Consider the following 14952-nt stretch of genomic DNA (forward strand, 5'->3'; position numbering starts at 1 on the left):
CGAACAGGCCGGAACTAACCCCACCCGCCCAGGATCAATCGCCCATCTGAAAATTTCCTTTGCCAGGCAGCTCGCGTAGAGTTTGCCTACGCGAACCAGGCCCCCGTACCTGCAATGGACAAATACACCCCCCGCCAGTGGCTGCCCCACGAAAAACCCACCCTGCCCGGCTCTCCGTCGACCCCCCTGCACGCCCCAGGCACACGCCTGGCCTACGGCGCCGTCGGTTTGCTGGTGGCGATCACCGGCGGCCTGGGCAACGCGCTGGTCACCGCCAACCTGACCTTCCTGCAGGGCGCACTGGGCGCCACCACCGCCGAAATGGCCTGGCTACCGGCGGCGTTCGTCATGACCAACGTGTCGATGAACCTGTTGCTGGTGAAGTTCCGCCAGCAGTTCGGCCTGCGCGCCTTCACCGAGGTGTTCCTGGTGCTCTACGCACTGGTGACCTTCGCCCACCTGTTCGTCAACGACCTCAACTCGGCGATCGCCGTGCGGGCCGCGCACGGTATGGTCGGCGCCGCGCTGAGCTCGCTGGGCCTGTACTACATGATCCAGGCCTTCCCTGCGCAGTGGCGCTTGAAGGCCATGGTATTAGGCCTTGGCGCCTCGCAGTTGGCCGTACCGCTGGCCCGGGTGTTCTCCGAAGATTTACTGCAAATCGCCGAATGGCGCGGGTTGTACATGTTCGAGTTGGGCTTGGCATTGGCCGCATTGGGCTGCGTGTTGCTGCTCAAATTGCCCCCAGGTGACCGTTTCAAAACCTTCGAGCCGCTGGATTTTCTCACCTTCTCGCTGATGGCCAGCGGCACCGCCCTGCTCTGCGCCGCCCTGTCGTTGGGGCGTATCGACTGGTGGCTGGATGCGCCCTGGATCGGCGTTGCCCTGGCAGCGGCGATCGCGCTGATCTGCGCGGGCCTGGCGATCGAGCACAACCGCAGCAACCCGTTGCTGATGACCCGCTGGCTAGGCAGCGCGGCCGTGATCCGCCTGGCCTTGTGCGTGATCCTGATCCGCATGGTCACCTCCGAGCAATCGACCGGCGCGGTGGGCTTTCTGCAAACCCTGAACCTGGGCAACGAGCAACTGCGCAGCCTGTACTGGGTGATGTTGCTCGGCGCGGTCGCCGGACTTGCCACCAGTGCCCTGACCATCAACCCCAAGCACCTGGTGATGCCGCTGTTCGTCTCGCTCGCGCTGATGGCCAGCGGGGCGTTCATGGACAGCAGCTCAAGCAACCTCACCCGCCCTGCGCAGATGTACCTGAGCCAATTCATGCTGGCCTTCGGCAGCACGTTCTTTCTCGGCCCCTCGATGGCCCTGGGCATCAGCCATGTGCGCGCCAACCCGCGTAACCTGGTCAGTTTTTCGGTGATGTTCGGCATCTGTAACAACCTCGGCGGCTTGATCGGCGCGGCCTTGCTGGGCACCTTCCAGACCGTGCGCGAGAAATTTCATTCGAGCAACCTTGCCGAACAGTTGAGCCGCCTCGAACCGCTGGTCAACGCCAGGGTGCAAAGCGGCGGCAGCGGCTATGCCGGGATCATCGCCGACCCCGGCCTGCGCAGCGAAGTCGGCACCCGCCTGTTGGCCAATGCCACCACCCGCGAAGCCAATGTGCTGGCCTACAACGATGTGTTCATGTTGATCGGCACGATTGCCGTACTGACCATGTTGTGGATCTTGCTACGCAGCCTCTGGGTCTGGTACACGACTCGCACAGCACGCCCTTCCGACACCACCAGCGGCGCTTGAACCTGATGACTCAAGAGACACCGACCACCTCCACCACCGCCATCGCCGAAACCCCGGAAGGCCTCACCCCGCCCAACGAACCGAGCAGCCCCGCACGTTCGCGGCGGGTGCGCGTGCTGTCCTCGATGACCTTTGCCGGCGTGGCCCTGGCCGGTATCCTGCTGGTGCTCTACGCCTGGCGCCTGCCACCCTTCAGCAGCGCCATCGAAAGCACCGAGAACGCCTTGGTGCGCGGCCAGGTGACGATCATCGGCCCGCAACTGGCCGGCTACGTCGTCGAAGTGCCGGTGCACGACTTCCAATTCGTCAAGGCCGGCGACCTGCTGGTGCGCCTGGACGACCGCATCTACAAACAGCGCCTGGCCCAATCGATTGCCCAACTGCAACAACAGCACGCGGCGTTGGCCAATAACCTGCAACAGCGCAACAGCGCCCAGGCCACCATCGCCCAACGCCAGGCGGCGATCGCCGATGCCGCAGCGCAGGCCGACAAGAGCCAGGCCGACTTGCGCCGTAACCAGGCGCTGGTCAGCGACGGGTCGGTGTCGCGCCGCGAGCTGGACGTCAGCCGCGCCAGCCACGCCGCTGCCCAAGCGAGCCTGGCGCAAGCCAAGGCCGCCCTGGAGATCGCCCGCCAGGACCTGCAAACCGTGATCGTCAACCGCGCAGCGCTAGAGGCTTCGGTAGAGAACGCCAAGGCCGCCGTGGAGCTGGCGCGCATCGATCTGGACAACACCCGGGTAACCGCGCCGCGTGATGGCCAGCTGGGGCAGATCGGCACGCGTCTGGGGGCCTATGTCAATTCCGGGGCGCAGTTGATGGCGCTGGTGCCCGACGCGCGCTGGGTGATCGCCAACATGAAGGAAACGCAGATGGCCAAGGTGCGCATCGGCCAACCGGTGAGCTTTACCGTGGATGCCCTGGACCACCTGAAACTCTACGGCCACGTGCAGCAGATCTCGCCAGCCTCCGGCTCAGAGTTCGCCCTGTTGCAGGCTGACAATGCCACCGGCAACTTCGTCAAGATCGCCCAGCGGATCCCGGTCCGGATCACGGTCGACGCCGATCAGCCCGAGGCACAGCGGCTGCGCCCGGGAATGTCGGTGGTGGTCAGCATCGATACCCGCGAGCACGCAGAACAGGCGCATCCCGCTCACGATTGAGCATTGCCCGCTGGCGCTACCGGCGTAGCGCCACGCACTGTGCGGCGGTCGATCAGGCGCACGCGCAACCAGCCGGTCAGTGGCAACTCGACCAGCCGATAGACCGCGATTGCCACCACGCAGCACAGGCCAATGCTCACCGGCACCATCACATAAGCCAGCACACCCGGCGCATCGAACACGTGGAACACCTTGTTGAACACCTTCAGCACGTACGGGTGAAACAGGTAGAGCGAGTAACTGGCGTCCCCGATCAGCACCAGCAGCTTGGGCAAACTGGTTCGCGACAAGCCCAGCACCAGGCTGATGACGATGAGCGCAGCCGGTATCCCGCGCCCCACGCCGCGCCCGATGTCCTCGCCCAGGCTTGCCGACAACGGCATGTAGGCCAGGGCGAGCAAGCCAATCAATACCAGCGCGGCGCGCCCAGTCGAGCCGCCCGGCGCTGCACGCCAGGGCGCGGTGCGTGCATACAACGCATAGCAGCCCATGCCCAGGACGAACTCGAGCAGAATCTGCTGGGTATAGAACCTGGCCAACAGGCTCTCGAAGGTCAGCCATTGACCGAGCATGACCAGCCCCAGCAGCAAGCCCGAACAGATCAACAACCGATAACGATGACTGATCGCCATGGACAGGGCGAATACGGCGTAGAAGAACATCTCGAAGTTCAGCGTCCAGCCCAGGTACAGCAGCGGCTGCACGAACTCGCCCTTCTGGTAGGGAATGAACAGCAACGACTTGACCAGGCCGGTCAAGTCCGCTCGGGTATTGTCCAGCAGGCTGGGCAATACCAACGCCACGCAAAACACTCCGATCGTGCCCAACCAATACAACGGCACCACCCGAATCAGGCGCTTGGTAAAGAAATGGCTGCCTGACTGGGTGGTGACCATGGCCATGATGAAGCCACTGATGACAAAGAAGATATCTACGCCCCAATCGCCATTGCGAAACAGCGGCAGGTGGAAGAACACCACCGCCAGCGCGGCGATGGCGCGCAGCATTTGGATACTGTCCAGCTTGTCAGCCGGAGCCTGGGCAACGGAGGTCATGGCCACATCCTTTCAGTCAGCCTCGGGAGGCGGTAGCGCGACGTAGCCGGTTTACGACTCCAGCACCGGGCTTTTATTCGCGGGTCTGTTGGCAAGTGCGCGGCCAAGGTTCTGGCCGGTCATTTCCACGTAGCGGTAAGTGAACATCGACACCAGCACCACCATCGCCACTACCAGCAACGCCACCAGGTTGTTCAGCAGTGCACTGCCGGTATCCAGGTAACGCGTGCCGTCGATCATCGGCGCGATATCGATGCCGATCAGCTTCTTGATCAGCATGAACGCCGACACCACGCAAAACAGGATCGCCGCGTGGGTGAGGTAAATGGAGTAGGACAACTTGCCGAACAAGGCAAACCAGCGCCCGGTCAACACGCGTGATACTGCGCCACCGTCAAAGGCGTAGATCAGGATGATGCTGCCGAACAGCGGGCTGGCGACCAAGGCCTTGGCTTCAAAGTCGCTGACCACGAACAGCAAGGCGGCCGCCACGGCAATCACCTCCAGCAGCGACATCAGCCAGAAGCCGGGGCGTTCGAAGTGGGCAAGCTTGAGGTACAAGGTGTAGATCAGGCAGCCGGTGAAAAAGTAAGCCAAGCCGCGCAATGCCTCGATAGTGAACAAGCCATTACCCACATGCATCAGCCCCAGTGCTGCCACCACCAATGCCGCCCACACCCATTGGCGCAGGCCAGCGGCAATGCTCAAGAGCAAGGCGAAGATCATGTAGGTGTAGTACTCGATGCTGATGCTCCAGGACGGGTAGTTGAACGACAAGGGATTGGTCCAATGGGTCCAGGACTGCAGCAACAGTGCATTGGGCAGAATTTCAGCAGGCGCATAGCGCTCGGTAAACGGCGCATTGTTGAAATCCATGCCCTGTTGAAAAGCAATATAACGACCGCCTTCCAAAACAATGAACACCGCCAACATGAACAGGTGCAGGGGCAACAAGCGGAAGGTGCGCGAAATAAAGAACCGGCGAAAGTTGAACTGCGCGCTATTGCCGTAAGCGTGCGCCAGGACAAATCCACTCAGCACAAAGAAGAACGCCACGAACACTTCGGCATGGCGAAAGAACGCCAGCTCGGTAAAACTGCCACTGACCCGCAGGTGATAGCCGACCACCGACAGGGCAAACAGGCCGCGGAAGCTGTCCAGCGAATGGAAACGCCCTTGCGCGCTCATAGCCAAGCCCTTTCCTTGATTACCCCTTCTGGATCAGGTCTAACGAAGCCTTGAAAAAAACCGGCGCCAGGCTTTTGGCATCGCGGTTGATCACGTAAATTTCGTTAGACGATGTCACGTTAGCATCACGCTAATAAAGAGCAAGGACCGCTCATGCCAAGTTAATTTGACGCTTTAACGCGTCAAAAAAACGCGGCGTAAAAAACTGAAATCAAATCCAACAATTAAATATAAAAGCAGCCCTTCAGCGCTGGCGTAAAGCGCCTACCGTTTATCGCATGCAACACCGGCGTTACACCATTGAAGGTTAACCCGGCTATTGTTGTGCAGCAGATAATGGCCCAAGGCCATTTCACTAATGGGTAACCCATCCAGGCAAGGGCTCGTATGAAACGAACGCTGGCGGTTTTGATCTGCGCATTCAGCACCCTGGCCCAGGCGGCCCCCATGCGTTGGGGCGATATTCGCGATGGCAGCCTGTACCTGCAGCCGGCACGCGACGATAGCGTGCGGGTCAGCTGGGTGCCGGCCTGGCAGACCAACGCCAACGAAGAGCGGCTGTACCTGCTCGATGGCCAGGGGCGCTTGCGTGGCGAACGCTTCATTGCCGCTAGCGAAGGCCGTGGCCAGCAGGTCTGGGCGTTGCCGGCCAGCGCCGCCGCCTACCGCCTGGAGGTACCTGGCTACAGTTTTCGCAGCTATCGCATCGAGCACGATGACAACACCGTAGCGCTGTTCTCCCCGACCAAGGTGCACTTCAGCGCCGAAACACCCAATGGCGTCGAGCTGTACTTCAAAGTCGCTGCCGGTGAGCGGGCGGTGCTGGCAGGCAAGTACTTCGGCGGGGTCAACAGCCTGCAGGCCGAGCGCCTGGGCGACCGCACCCAGGTCACCCTCAAGCTCAAGGCCTACAAGGACTATCCACGCTACGACCAGACCGCCTTGCCAGTCAGCGCCACCGAACAGGTCTGGCGCTTGCGCCTTCACGGCAGCGGCAAGGCAGCGTTCTGGCTGGACGGCACGGCCAACCTGTTCGCGCAACGTGCGCAACATTTGCAGCCACTGCGCCAGGATCCAGGGCGTGCCGAACTGCAGCTGCACAAGGACATGCTCGGCCCCACCCCGCGCCTGGGCCTGGCCCTGCCCTACCTGTTACCACCGCCGGCCAGCCGGGGCGCCCTGGACACGCTCAAGCCACGCGCTGGCGGTTTCTATACCGCAGTGGACATCCTCGCCAACCGCCCGCACTACGAAGATGCCTTCAGACGCTTCTACCTGGAGCAAGCCGGCATCGACCTGAACATCACCCTGATGGTCGCCAGCCAGCGCCGCAACGACCTGCAAGCCAACAGCCAGAGCCTGGCCGGCCTGGACGCCTGGCTGGCGGCCACCGTAGCCTTGGGCGGCAAGGGCACCCACTACCTGTCGTTTGCCGACGAGCCCAACTACAACTACCCCGACTACGCCACCTACAAGCGCTACTTCGACGCCATGGACCGCCACGTGCGCGCCTACCCCGGCGCGCGTGAGGCCGGGGTGCGGATCGCCATGCCGGCCAGCTCGCGCTTCGTCAACGGCCCGTTCACCACACGCGGTGAGCAGCACCGCGGGATCGACTGGGCGCGGCGCATGCTCAAGGAGTCCGAGCCGCAGATCGACGCCCTGGCCTGGCACGAATGGATGGTGCGCGACCTGCTGGCCACCCGCGTCTACCGCGACAGCGTGCGGCGCGCCGCTGAAGTGGTCGGTATCAACGCCCAGGGCCGGCCACGCAAGGCACTGCTGCTCGACCAGACCAACATTTCCCCAGGCCCCAGTGTCAGCCCCTACGAACAGGAAACCCACTTCGCTTCGTTATGGTGGGCCTCGGTGGCGATCAATTCGGCTCAGGATGGCCTGCTCGACATGCTCAACTGGTTCCAGGCGGCAGATGATCCCGACCACATGAAGGGCATGATTCGCCTGCCCGGCCCAGACCGCTTCGAATTGAAACCCGTCGGCCTTGCCCAGCAGTTCATCCAGGCGCACTGGCTCGATCAGGTGCAACGGATGGACAACAGCGCCTTCGAGGTAGATGTCCTGGCCATGGCCCGCGACCGCCAACGCAGCGTGCTCGGCGTGAACAAGGCTGAGCGTCAGCAACACGTGACCCTGCAAGGCGCCGGTCGCGCCTGTCCTTCACTGAGTCTGTTCGGCCCCGACAGCCGCAGCCGCCCGGCAGCGGTCGATTGCACAGGGGGAAAGATTCACTTCCAAGTCCCCGCCCAGACCTTGTTCGCCCTGAGCTGGCGGACGTCCTGAGCCTGCTCCTGAACAGTACCTTGGGGCGCTGATTCAAGCGCTGCAGCGCACGGGTGCCGAGTGAACTGCGGGTGTGGGTATGAATGAGGCTAGGGTTACCCATAAAACTACCCTGTACTGCGCGTAGCAACGCTTTGCCAACTGCGTCCCGATGCCGTCTTGCCACGATTGCGCCCCTCTAGCGCGTGGGTTTTAATCCCGACCCACCGGTCATCCCGGCATCTTTTCGCACTCCGCTATTCAAGGACGCACGACCATGTACAGGACGCTCGTACCGCTGGCGCTACTGGCCACCCTGGCCGGTTGCTCGGACACCAAGGACGCCACCGAAGCCAACTTCCGGCAAGCCGCCCAAGCCTACCTCGACACCCAGTACCCGCATTGTTTCGTGGTCAGCTCGTTCCCGACCAAGACCAAGGACTTCGACGTCAACGGCACCAACAAGGCCCTGCATGCCCTGGCCCAGGTGGGTGTGGTCAGCGAGAAAGAGATCGCTCGCACTGAAGTCCCCGAGCGCCTCTGGCAGGCGGCGCGTACCGACATCTACTACGCCTATGACCTGACTGACGAAGGTCGCAAGTACTACAAGGCCGATGGCCAGAAGCTGATGAATGGAAAGACCGTCGGGGGGCTGTGTTTTGGCAAGGCGCAGGTGACCGGGATCGATCAGTACACTGAACCGGGCGAGATGATGGGGCAGAAAATCTCGCGGGTGACCTACGCCTACACGATCACCGATCTGCCGCCGTGGGCGGCCAATGATGGCGTCAAGGCCAACATCTCGGGGTTGGACAACGTGGTTGCCAGTGCCCAGGCACCTTTGAAGGAAACCCGCGCGATGGTGCTGACCAACAAGGGCTGGGTGCATGAGCGATTGATTGCCAAGTGATACCCAGGGCCGCTTGCGAACTTATCCGTTTGCTGTGGCGGCACTACTGGCCCCTTCCGCCCTTACGGCGGCTAACTCTTCTCTTGGGAAAAGTAAGCCGCCGTAAGGGCGGAAGGGGCCAGTAAAACCACCCCATTAAATGGATACGCCCACTGGCCCAAATGTCCAAGCACCTAAGCACCTAAGCACCTAATCATCCAGACCTACCCCCAGCCAACCCCTCGATACTAATCTCGCGCATCCTGAACTTCTGCACCTTCCCCGTCACCGTCATCGGAAACTCATCCACAAAGCGGAAATACCGCGGCACCTTGAAATGCGCAATCCGCGCCCTAGCCCACTCCCGCAGCGCGTCCTCACCCACCGAATGCCCAGGATGCAAACGCACCCAGGCGACAATCTCCTCGCCATAGCGGCTACACGGAATACCAATCACCTGCACATCAGCGACCGCCGGATGAGTGAAGAAAAACTCCTCCAACTCACGCGGATAGATGTTCTCACCGCCGCGAATGATCATGTCCTTGCTACGCCCGACGATCCGCACGTAGCCAGCCTCATCCATCACCGCCAGATCGCCAGTGTGCATCCAGCCATCGCCATCGATGCTCTCGGCGGTGGCCTTGGGGTTGTTCCAATACCCCAGCATCACGCTGTAGCCACGGGTACACAGCTCGCCAATTTCCCCACACGCAACGGTATTGCCCTGGTCATCGATTATCTTGCTCTCCAATCGCGGCTGGGTACGCCCCACGCTGGTCACCCGGCGCTCCAGGTCATCATCGGCGCCCGTTTGCAACGACACCGGGCTGGTCTCGGTCATGCCATAGGCAATCTGCACCTGGGCCATGTGCATCTCGTCGATCACCCGGCGCATCACCTCGATCGGGCAGGTAGCGCCAGCCATGATCCCGGTCCGCAGGCTGGACAAATCGAACTCGCCACGCTGTGGGTGATCCAGCTCGGCGATGAACATGGTTGGCACGCCATACAGCGCTGTGGCTTTCTCCTCGGCCACAGCACGCAAAGTGGCCAGGGGGTCGAAGGCATCACTGGGGTAGATCAGGGTGCTGGCGTGGGTCATGCAACCGAGGTTGGCCATGACCATGCCAAAGCAGTGGTACAGCGGCACCGGCACGACCATGCGGTCGTGCTCGGTCAAGCCCAGGCTCTCACCCACCATGTACCCGTTGTTGAGGATGTTGTGATGGCTGAGCGTGGCGCCTTTGGGGAAGCCGGTAGTACCTGAGGTGTACTGGATGTTGATCGGGTCGCTGGGGCGCAGTTGGGCCTGGCGCGCGGCCAGGGTCTCAGGGCTGGTCTCGACAGCCTTGGCCTGCAGATCAGGCCAGGCGAGAAACCCGCTTGGCGGATGGGCGGCCAGGCTGACCACACCCCGCAGTTCGGGCAGGCGTTCGCAGCTCAGTTCACCGGGCAGGCCTTTGCCCAGGCCTGGGACCAGGCTGAGCAGCATGGCGTGATAATCAGAGGTCTTGAACGCATCGGCGCAGATCACCCAGCGACAGCCCGATTGGCTCAGGGCGTAGTCCAGCTCGCTGCTGCGATAGGCCGGGTTGATGTTGACCAGGATCGCGCCAACCTTGGCACTGGCAAACTGGGTGATACACCATTCGGCGCAATTAGGCGCCCAGATGCCCAACCGATCGCCCACTTGCACGCCCAAGGCAATCAGCGCGCGGGCGTGTTGATCGACCGCTGCGGCCAATTGGCGCCAGGTGTAGCGCAGGCCTTGATGACGCACCACCAGCGCCTCGCGCTCAGGGAAGCGGGCCACGGTGCTGTCGAAGGCGTCGCCGATGCACTGGCTGAGCAGCGGTTTGTCTTGTTGGCCTTGGGTATAGCTGGGCTGGGTCATGGTGATCTCTTGTTATTTTTTGGGTATCAGTGCGGGCCTCATCGCGGGGCAAGCCCGCTCCCACGCAGCCAAGATGCCAGCCGCGTGGGAGCGGGCTTGCCCCGCGCTGGGGAAGGCGCAAACAACCCACAACTACCTGACGAACACCTGCGGCGTGGTGGTCGACATGTCGCCACCCGGCAGCTTGATGTTGCCGACTTTCTCCAGCGTATCGGGATCGAACACCGCCAGATCATTGAACGTTCCGCCCAGGTACAGCTTGCTGCCGCTGCGGTTGAACGCCACACAGTAATAAGTGTGGTCCAGGTTCGCCGCCTTGATCAGCTTGCGCTCCTTGATGTCGTAGCGCGCCAGCCGATTGAGCACGCCATACATCTGGTTGGGATCTTTCGGCGAACGCAGTCCAGTGAAGTACAGCTCGGTCAGGTCGGCAAATTCCTGGGTATGGGTCTTGCCGGTCTTGAGGTCGACGCTCAGGTAGCCATACAACAAATCGGCGGTGGCGGGGTCTTGCTTGTCGTCCTTGAACTTGGCGATGGTGTACAGCATCGAGAACTCGTGCCGTGCGCTCTGGTGCGGCCAGAAGTACAGCACGTCCGGGGCGCTGTAGCCGGGGCGGTTCCAGTTACGCAGCGGCAACGCCACCTCGTACTTGCCATTGCTGACATCCAGCTTGTAGATGTCGGGCCCGGCGACGAACAGGCTGCCATCGTCGGCAGCGCGCATCAGGTACACCTGGCGCGGCATGGGGAAGCTGCGGACCGGCTTGGCGTTGAGGCCGTCGGCGGTATTGAACACTTCCAGGCGCGGCGGCTTGACCACGTAATGATCGTTCAGACGCTGGCTTGGGTTGACCGTGGCATAGACCTGCTTGCCATCCGGACTGATGGCGAACGAGTACATGGCCTTGCCGACTTCACCAGGGACGCTGGACAAGTTGGCGTGGAAAACGGTTTTGCAGCTGTCCAGGTCAATGCCATAGATATCGGCAAAGTGGTTGTTCAGCACATAGGCGGTGCGGTTGTCCGGCGCCATCATCGCGGTGCCCGGGCCGAACGCGTCCGGCATGCGGCACGACTTGAATACGCTGTCGTTGGCCACATCCACCACGTGCAGGTTGTTCGGATAGTTGGTGACGATCATGTACTCGTGGCCAGGCGTCAGCGCAGCGCCGGCTTCAGCGGCCTGCGCCGAAGTCCAAGCGCCGGCACAGGCGGCGACGGTGAGCGCGAGCTGCGCGCAGAATCCAGGTTTCATGCGGTTTCCCCTTGTCGTTCTTGTCGGGCCGGTCACTTGTCTTTCGGGAATACGGTGCCCAGGTTGCGCCAGTCGTCCTGCGAGTTGCTCGCCTGGGCGTTCCAGTCCTGGTAGGTGCTCATCATGTCCGGCACCTGGGCCGGCCACCAGCAAGGGTCGGAGCAGCCATACAAGTCGGCTTCCATCGGCTGGCACAGCGAGCTGACGCCGCCAAAGGCGTCGACCTCCCACCCCGGGTCGGTGGTCGCGGTGCAACCGGCTACCGCGCTCATGGCCATGACTTCTTCGACCCGGTCCTCGGCGGCGGCTTGTTCAAGGATGCGCGCCTTGTTGTTCATTGCCTTCAAGTGCTTCATATCAATGTGCCTTGCGCGGAGTGATGTAGCGATCGATGAAAGCCGGGTTGACGGCCATGATGCGGCTGTAGACTTCGATGCCAAAGTCGACCCAGTCGCGCATCAGTTCGCAGTAGTGATAGGTCGGATGGGTGGGGTCGCCGTAGCGTGCGTAGCTTTCGTGGTAACAGCCGCCCGAGCACAGGTTACGGATCCGGCAGTCGTCGCAGCCGGTGTTGCTGCGTTCCAGGCGCTGGGACAGGAAATCGTTGAGCTGCGCCTGTTTGACGCCCTGATGGACATTGCCGAAGGTCGGCAGGCTGGAGCCGGTGAAGCGGTGGCAGAGGTTCAACTCTCCCTGGTGATCGACCGCCAGCATCTTCAGCCCGGCGCCACACGGCAGCGCCTTCTTGTGGCCTTCATGGATGTCGGTGATCAGCTGGTGCAGGTTGGAAAAGCCAATACTGCGGTGTTCCAGGGCAGCCTCAAGATAGCGCCGACCGAGCGCTTTCATGTTGGCGAACACCTGCACCAGTTCCTCGCCAGTCAGGTTGAAGTCGGCCATGTCGCCAGAGGTGACCGGGGCAAACCCCACCTCGGCAAAGCCCATCTCGTTGAACAGGTGATTCCAGATGGTCTCGACGTCGGTGATGCCCCGGGTCAGCGTCACCCGCGCGCCGACCGGGCGGCTGGTGTAGCGCGAGAGCAGCATGTCGGCCTTGCGCCGCACCACGTCATAGGTGCCCTGCCCGCCAACGGTGATGCGATTGCGGTCGTGCACGGTCTTCGGCCCGTCGATGCTGATCGACAAGCCGAAGCGGTGGGCGTTGAGCCAGTCGACGATCTCTTCGGTAAGCAGCGTGGCATTGGTGGTCATGATGAACTCCACCTCTTTGCCAGCCTCGGCGAAACGCTGCTCGCAGTAGGCGACCATGTGCTCGATCAGAGGCCGATTGGACAGCGGCTCGCCGCCGAAGAACACCACGCTGTAGCGGGTTTCATCGGGTGACTCCTTGAGCAGCATTTCCACCGAGGCCTCGGCGGTGGCAGTGCTCATTTTCTTGCCCGCCGAAGGCTTGTCCAAGTCTTCCTTGTAGCAATAGGTGCAGCTCAGGTTACAGCCGGTGTTGACGTTCAGCACCACGGTGTTCAGCGCGGTGCGCTCGACCCGCTTGAGGGCGATTTCCGGGGTGAGCGGCGAGCCATCGCTGACCACTTCCAGGGCGATCAGCTCGCGCAGGGTGTCTTCGATGTCCTGGCCGCTGAACTGCAGGCTCAGGCGCTGCACCAGTTCTTCAGCCGAGCAGCCTTGTTGACGCAAGCTGTCGATGATCCCGCCGGTGACTGCATCGGTGCTGAACAGCGAACTGCTGGGGATGTGAAAGAGCATGCGGTCGGCATCGACCTGCACTTCATGCAGGTTGCGTTCGACCAGATTCAATTGTGCGCCCATGGCGACCTCCAGTAATCGATCCGTTAGTGACGCGCGTTGCTCGCCCTTATGGCAAAGGCGGGTTGTTCCAACGCTGCACGGTGACGATCAGGTGGCCTTCGCCCTGCTGGCCGCCGTCTTCGAGCTGGGCGATGACCTTCAGGTTGCCGGCGTTGTTGGTCATCATCTTGCGCTCAGGGTTGGGCCCGGCACCGGCCGGCATGAACACACCGTCTGGCTGCATGGCACCGGCAAACTTGACGTCCTCATCCTCTATTGCCCGCTCGTTGAACGGCTCGACCTTCCACTTCGCCGGCAGGTAGCCGATGCGCAGTGGCTGGCCACTGGCGTCCTTGCCCCAGGCTTCAGCTTCGAAGCGGCCCTGAACCTTGGGCGTGGAGCCGCCATTTTCGCCAATCCGGGCAATGGAGAATGCCGGCACCACCTTGACCTGCTCGACCTTGTCGTAGACCGCCAGGGTCACACCTTTGAGCGCGCCAACGGCGACCTCGCGGGTGCCTGCGGCGGCGTCCTTGGCGGCGCGCGCCTTGACCCGGACCAGGGTTGCGCTCGACTCGAGCACCTCGCTCACCTCGACCCCAGCACCGAGGTCCGGCTTGCCACTCAGGCCGCTGCCGACCAGGGTGATCTCGCTTTCAGCGCCGGCCTTGATGAACGCCGGCTGCACCGCCAGCAGGCGTGCCTTGCCCTCCTTCACCGCGGTGAAGTCCAGGCCACGCTCATCATGCTCGGCTTCGTACATGCGGCCCTTCATCTCACCATCGAGCGCGGCGAACACCTGGCGCAAGTTGGCCTCGCCGATCTTGACGTTGCCGCGCCACTCGTAGCCGTTGTAGAGAATTGCCGTACCGCTGCCGTTGAACGGCGTGCCGTCGGCATAGCTGCCCTTGACCTCGACCTTGAAAGTGTCGCCCTCGCCTGCACTAACGCTCATTACCCCGCGCACATCGCCCTTGGCCAGCATGTGCCCGCCAAACGCCCATTGCCCGGCCAACGCATCAGCCTTGGGCTTGGCCTGCTGCCACTGGCTCCAGGCTGGGTTGTCGAGGGGGAAGCGCTTGGCCAGGTCCGGCACCATTTGCTTGAGGGCGATGTCCAGCCAGTCGCGGTCACGCGCCTGGGCCTGGTATTCCAGAGAGGGCCATTGGCCCAGGTGGAAGTTGACCAGATGTTCCCACTCCTGCGCCGGACGGCGCTGCAAGGCGACCCGGGCGCCGGAGTGGCACCGGCCGCACATCTGGCTGAGCGGGTCATCGAACTGCTCGACCGTATTGAGCCGGCGCTCCATGGCGTAACGCACGCCTTCGGTTTCGCTAGGCGCCAGGCCCTGTTTGTCAGCCAGGTACTTGACCAGGGTGCGGCGGTCATCATCGCTGATCTGCAGGCCATGCATGACCTGCATGCGGCCGATGCTCATCAACCAGCCTTCCGGGGTCTTGCGCTGGTGGCTGATGCGGCTATAGGCGTCATTGCCTTCGGGGATGTGACACCCCATGCACTTGGTTTGCAACAGGCTCGGGCCCTGCTCGGCCGCCATGGCCTGGGTGCCCAGCAGTGCGGCGGCGACCAGCGCCAGTTTGCCCGCATGCCGCCGGAGTCGAGTCGTCTTCAAGGTCAGACCTCCACGGTGTCGTTTCTTATCGTTTTTGTGCACGCCTGGGTACTGCAGGTGCATGTGAC

Annotated in this window: 11 protein-coding genes; 4 read left to right on the top strand and 7 right to left on the bottom strand. The window is 62.4% G+C overall.

Going from position 1 to position 14952, the window contains the following annotated elements:
- The first annotated feature begins 114 nt into the window (after nucleotides 1–114).
- On the top strand, nucleotides 115–1755 hold the full coding sequence (locus ACF8K2_RS19795) for an MFS transporter (RefSeq protein WP_392467146.1): 1641 nt from the start codon (nucleotides 115–117) through the stop codon (nucleotides 1753–1755).
- Nucleotides 1756–1760: 5 nt separating this feature from the next.
- Nucleotides 1761–2918: an HlyD family secretion protein gene (locus ACF8K2_RS19800; protein WP_392467256.1), complete on the top strand. Its 1158-nt coding sequence runs from the start codon at nucleotides 1761–1763 to the stop codon at nucleotides 2916–2918.
- On the opposite strand, the gene ACF8K2_RS19805 is transcribed toward ACF8K2_RS19800, so the two are convergent.
- Nucleotides 2909–3973 (bottom strand): acyltransferase family protein, encoded by a 1065-nt coding sequence (locus tag ACF8K2_RS19805; RefSeq protein WP_392467148.1) that lies wholly within the window; start codon nucleotides 3971–3973, stop codon nucleotides 2909–2911. The two genes, ACF8K2_RS19800 and ACF8K2_RS19805, sit on opposite strands and share 10 nt — an antisense overlap.
- 51 nt (nucleotides 3974–4024) lie before the next feature.
- Complete coding sequence (locus ACF8K2_RS19810; protein WP_392467150.1) at nucleotides 4025–5161, bottom strand: acyltransferase family protein; 1137 nt, start codon at nucleotides 5159–5161, stop codon at nucleotides 4025–4027.
- Between the two features lie 387 nt (nucleotides 5162–5548).
- On the opposite strand from ACF8K2_RS19810, the gene ACF8K2_RS19815 reads away from it, so the two are divergent.
- Entirely contained in the window at nucleotides 5549–7462 is a 1914-nt protein-coding gene (locus ACF8K2_RS19815) for a hypothetical protein (RefSeq protein WP_392467152.1), read from the top strand.
- A gap of 256 nt (nucleotides 7463–7718) precedes the next feature.
- Complete coding sequence (locus tag ACF8K2_RS19820; protein WP_392467153.1) at nucleotides 7719–8351, top strand: hypothetical protein; 633 nt, start codon at nucleotides 7719–7721, stop codon at nucleotides 8349–8351.
- A gap of 193 nt (nucleotides 8352–8544) precedes the next feature.
- Here ACF8K2_RS19820 and ACF8K2_RS19825 read toward each other — a convergent pair whose 3' ends face one another.
- The 5 genes from ACF8K2_RS19825 to peaA form a co-directional block, all read right to left on the bottom strand.
- Nucleotides 8545–10227 (bottom strand): fatty acid CoA ligase family protein, encoded by a 1683-nt coding sequence (locus ACF8K2_RS19825; protein ID WP_392467155.1) that lies wholly within the window; start codon nucleotides 10225–10227, stop codon nucleotides 8545–8547.
- Nucleotides 10228–10359: 132 nt separating this feature from the next.
- Nucleotides 10360–11484, bottom strand: a complete 1125-nt coding sequence (peaD, locus tag ACF8K2_RS19830) for a quinohemoprotein amine dehydrogenase subunit beta (RefSeq protein ID WP_392467156.1) — start codon at nucleotides 11482–11484, stop codon at nucleotides 10360–10362.
- Nucleotides 11485–11516: 32 nt separating this feature from the next.
- Nucleotides 11517–11840, bottom strand: coding sequence for a quinohemoprotein amine dehydrogenase subunit gamma (gene qhpC / locus ACF8K2_RS19835; RefSeq protein WP_186554372.1), 324 nt, complete (start codon nucleotides 11838–11840; stop codon nucleotides 11517–11519).
- Between the two features lies 1 nt (nucleotide 11841).
- On the bottom strand, nucleotides 11842–13272 hold the full coding sequence (gene peaB / locus ACF8K2_RS19840; protein ID WP_392467159.1) for a quinohemoprotein amine dehydrogenase maturation protein: 1431 nt from the start codon (nucleotides 13270–13272) through the stop codon (nucleotides 11842–11844).
- Between the two features lie 46 nt (nucleotides 13273–13318).
- On the bottom strand, nucleotides 13319–14884 hold the full coding sequence (peaA, locus tag ACF8K2_RS19845; RefSeq protein WP_392467161.1) for a quinohemoprotein amine dehydrogenase subunit alpha: 1566 nt from the start codon (nucleotides 14882–14884) through the stop codon (nucleotides 13319–13321).
- Nucleotides 14885–14952 lie beyond the last annotated feature (68 nt).

This window comes from Pseudomonas sp. xss_2 (assembly GCF_043104195.1).
Taxonomy (GTDB): Bacteria; Pseudomonadota; Gammaproteobacteria; order Pseudomonadales; family Pseudomonadaceae; genus Aquipseudomonas; species Aquipseudomonas urmiensis.

Coding starts and splice junctions, on each gene's coding strand:
- ACF8K2_RS19795 (WP_392467146.1), top strand. CDS start 115: ATGGACAAATACACCCCCCGCCAGTGGCTGCCCCACGAAAAACCCACC.
- ACF8K2_RS19800 (WP_392467256.1), top strand. CDS start 1,761: ATGACTCAAGAGACACCGACCACCTCCACCACCGCCATCGCCGAAACC.
- ACF8K2_RS19805 (WP_392467148.1), bottom strand. CDS start 3,973: ATGACCTCCGTTGCCCAGGCTCCGGCTGACAAGCTGGACAGTATCCAA.
- ACF8K2_RS19810 (WP_392467150.1), bottom strand. CDS start 5,161: ATGAGCGCGCAAGGGCGTTTCCATTCGCTGGACAGCTTCCGCGGCCTG.
- ACF8K2_RS19815 (WP_392467152.1), top strand. CDS start 5,549: ATGAAACGAACGCTGGCGGTTTTGATCTGCGCATTCAGCACCCTGGCC.
- ACF8K2_RS19820 (WP_392467153.1), top strand. CDS start 7,719: ATGTACAGGACGCTCGTACCGCTGGCGCTACTGGCCACCCTGGCCGGT.
- ACF8K2_RS19825 (WP_392467155.1), bottom strand. CDS start 10,227: ATGACCCAGCCCAGCTATACCCAAGGCCAACAAGACAAACCGCTGCTC.
- peaD (WP_392467156.1), bottom strand. CDS start 11,484: ATGAAACCTGGATTCTGCGCGCAGCTCGCGCTCACCGTCGCCGCCTGT.
- qhpC (WP_186554372.1), bottom strand. CDS start 11,840: ATGAAGCACTTGAAGGCAATGAACAACAAGGCGCGCATCCTTGAACAA.
- peaB (WP_392467159.1), bottom strand. CDS start 13,272: ATGGGCGCACAATTGAATCTGGTCGAACGCAACCTGCATGAAGTGCAG.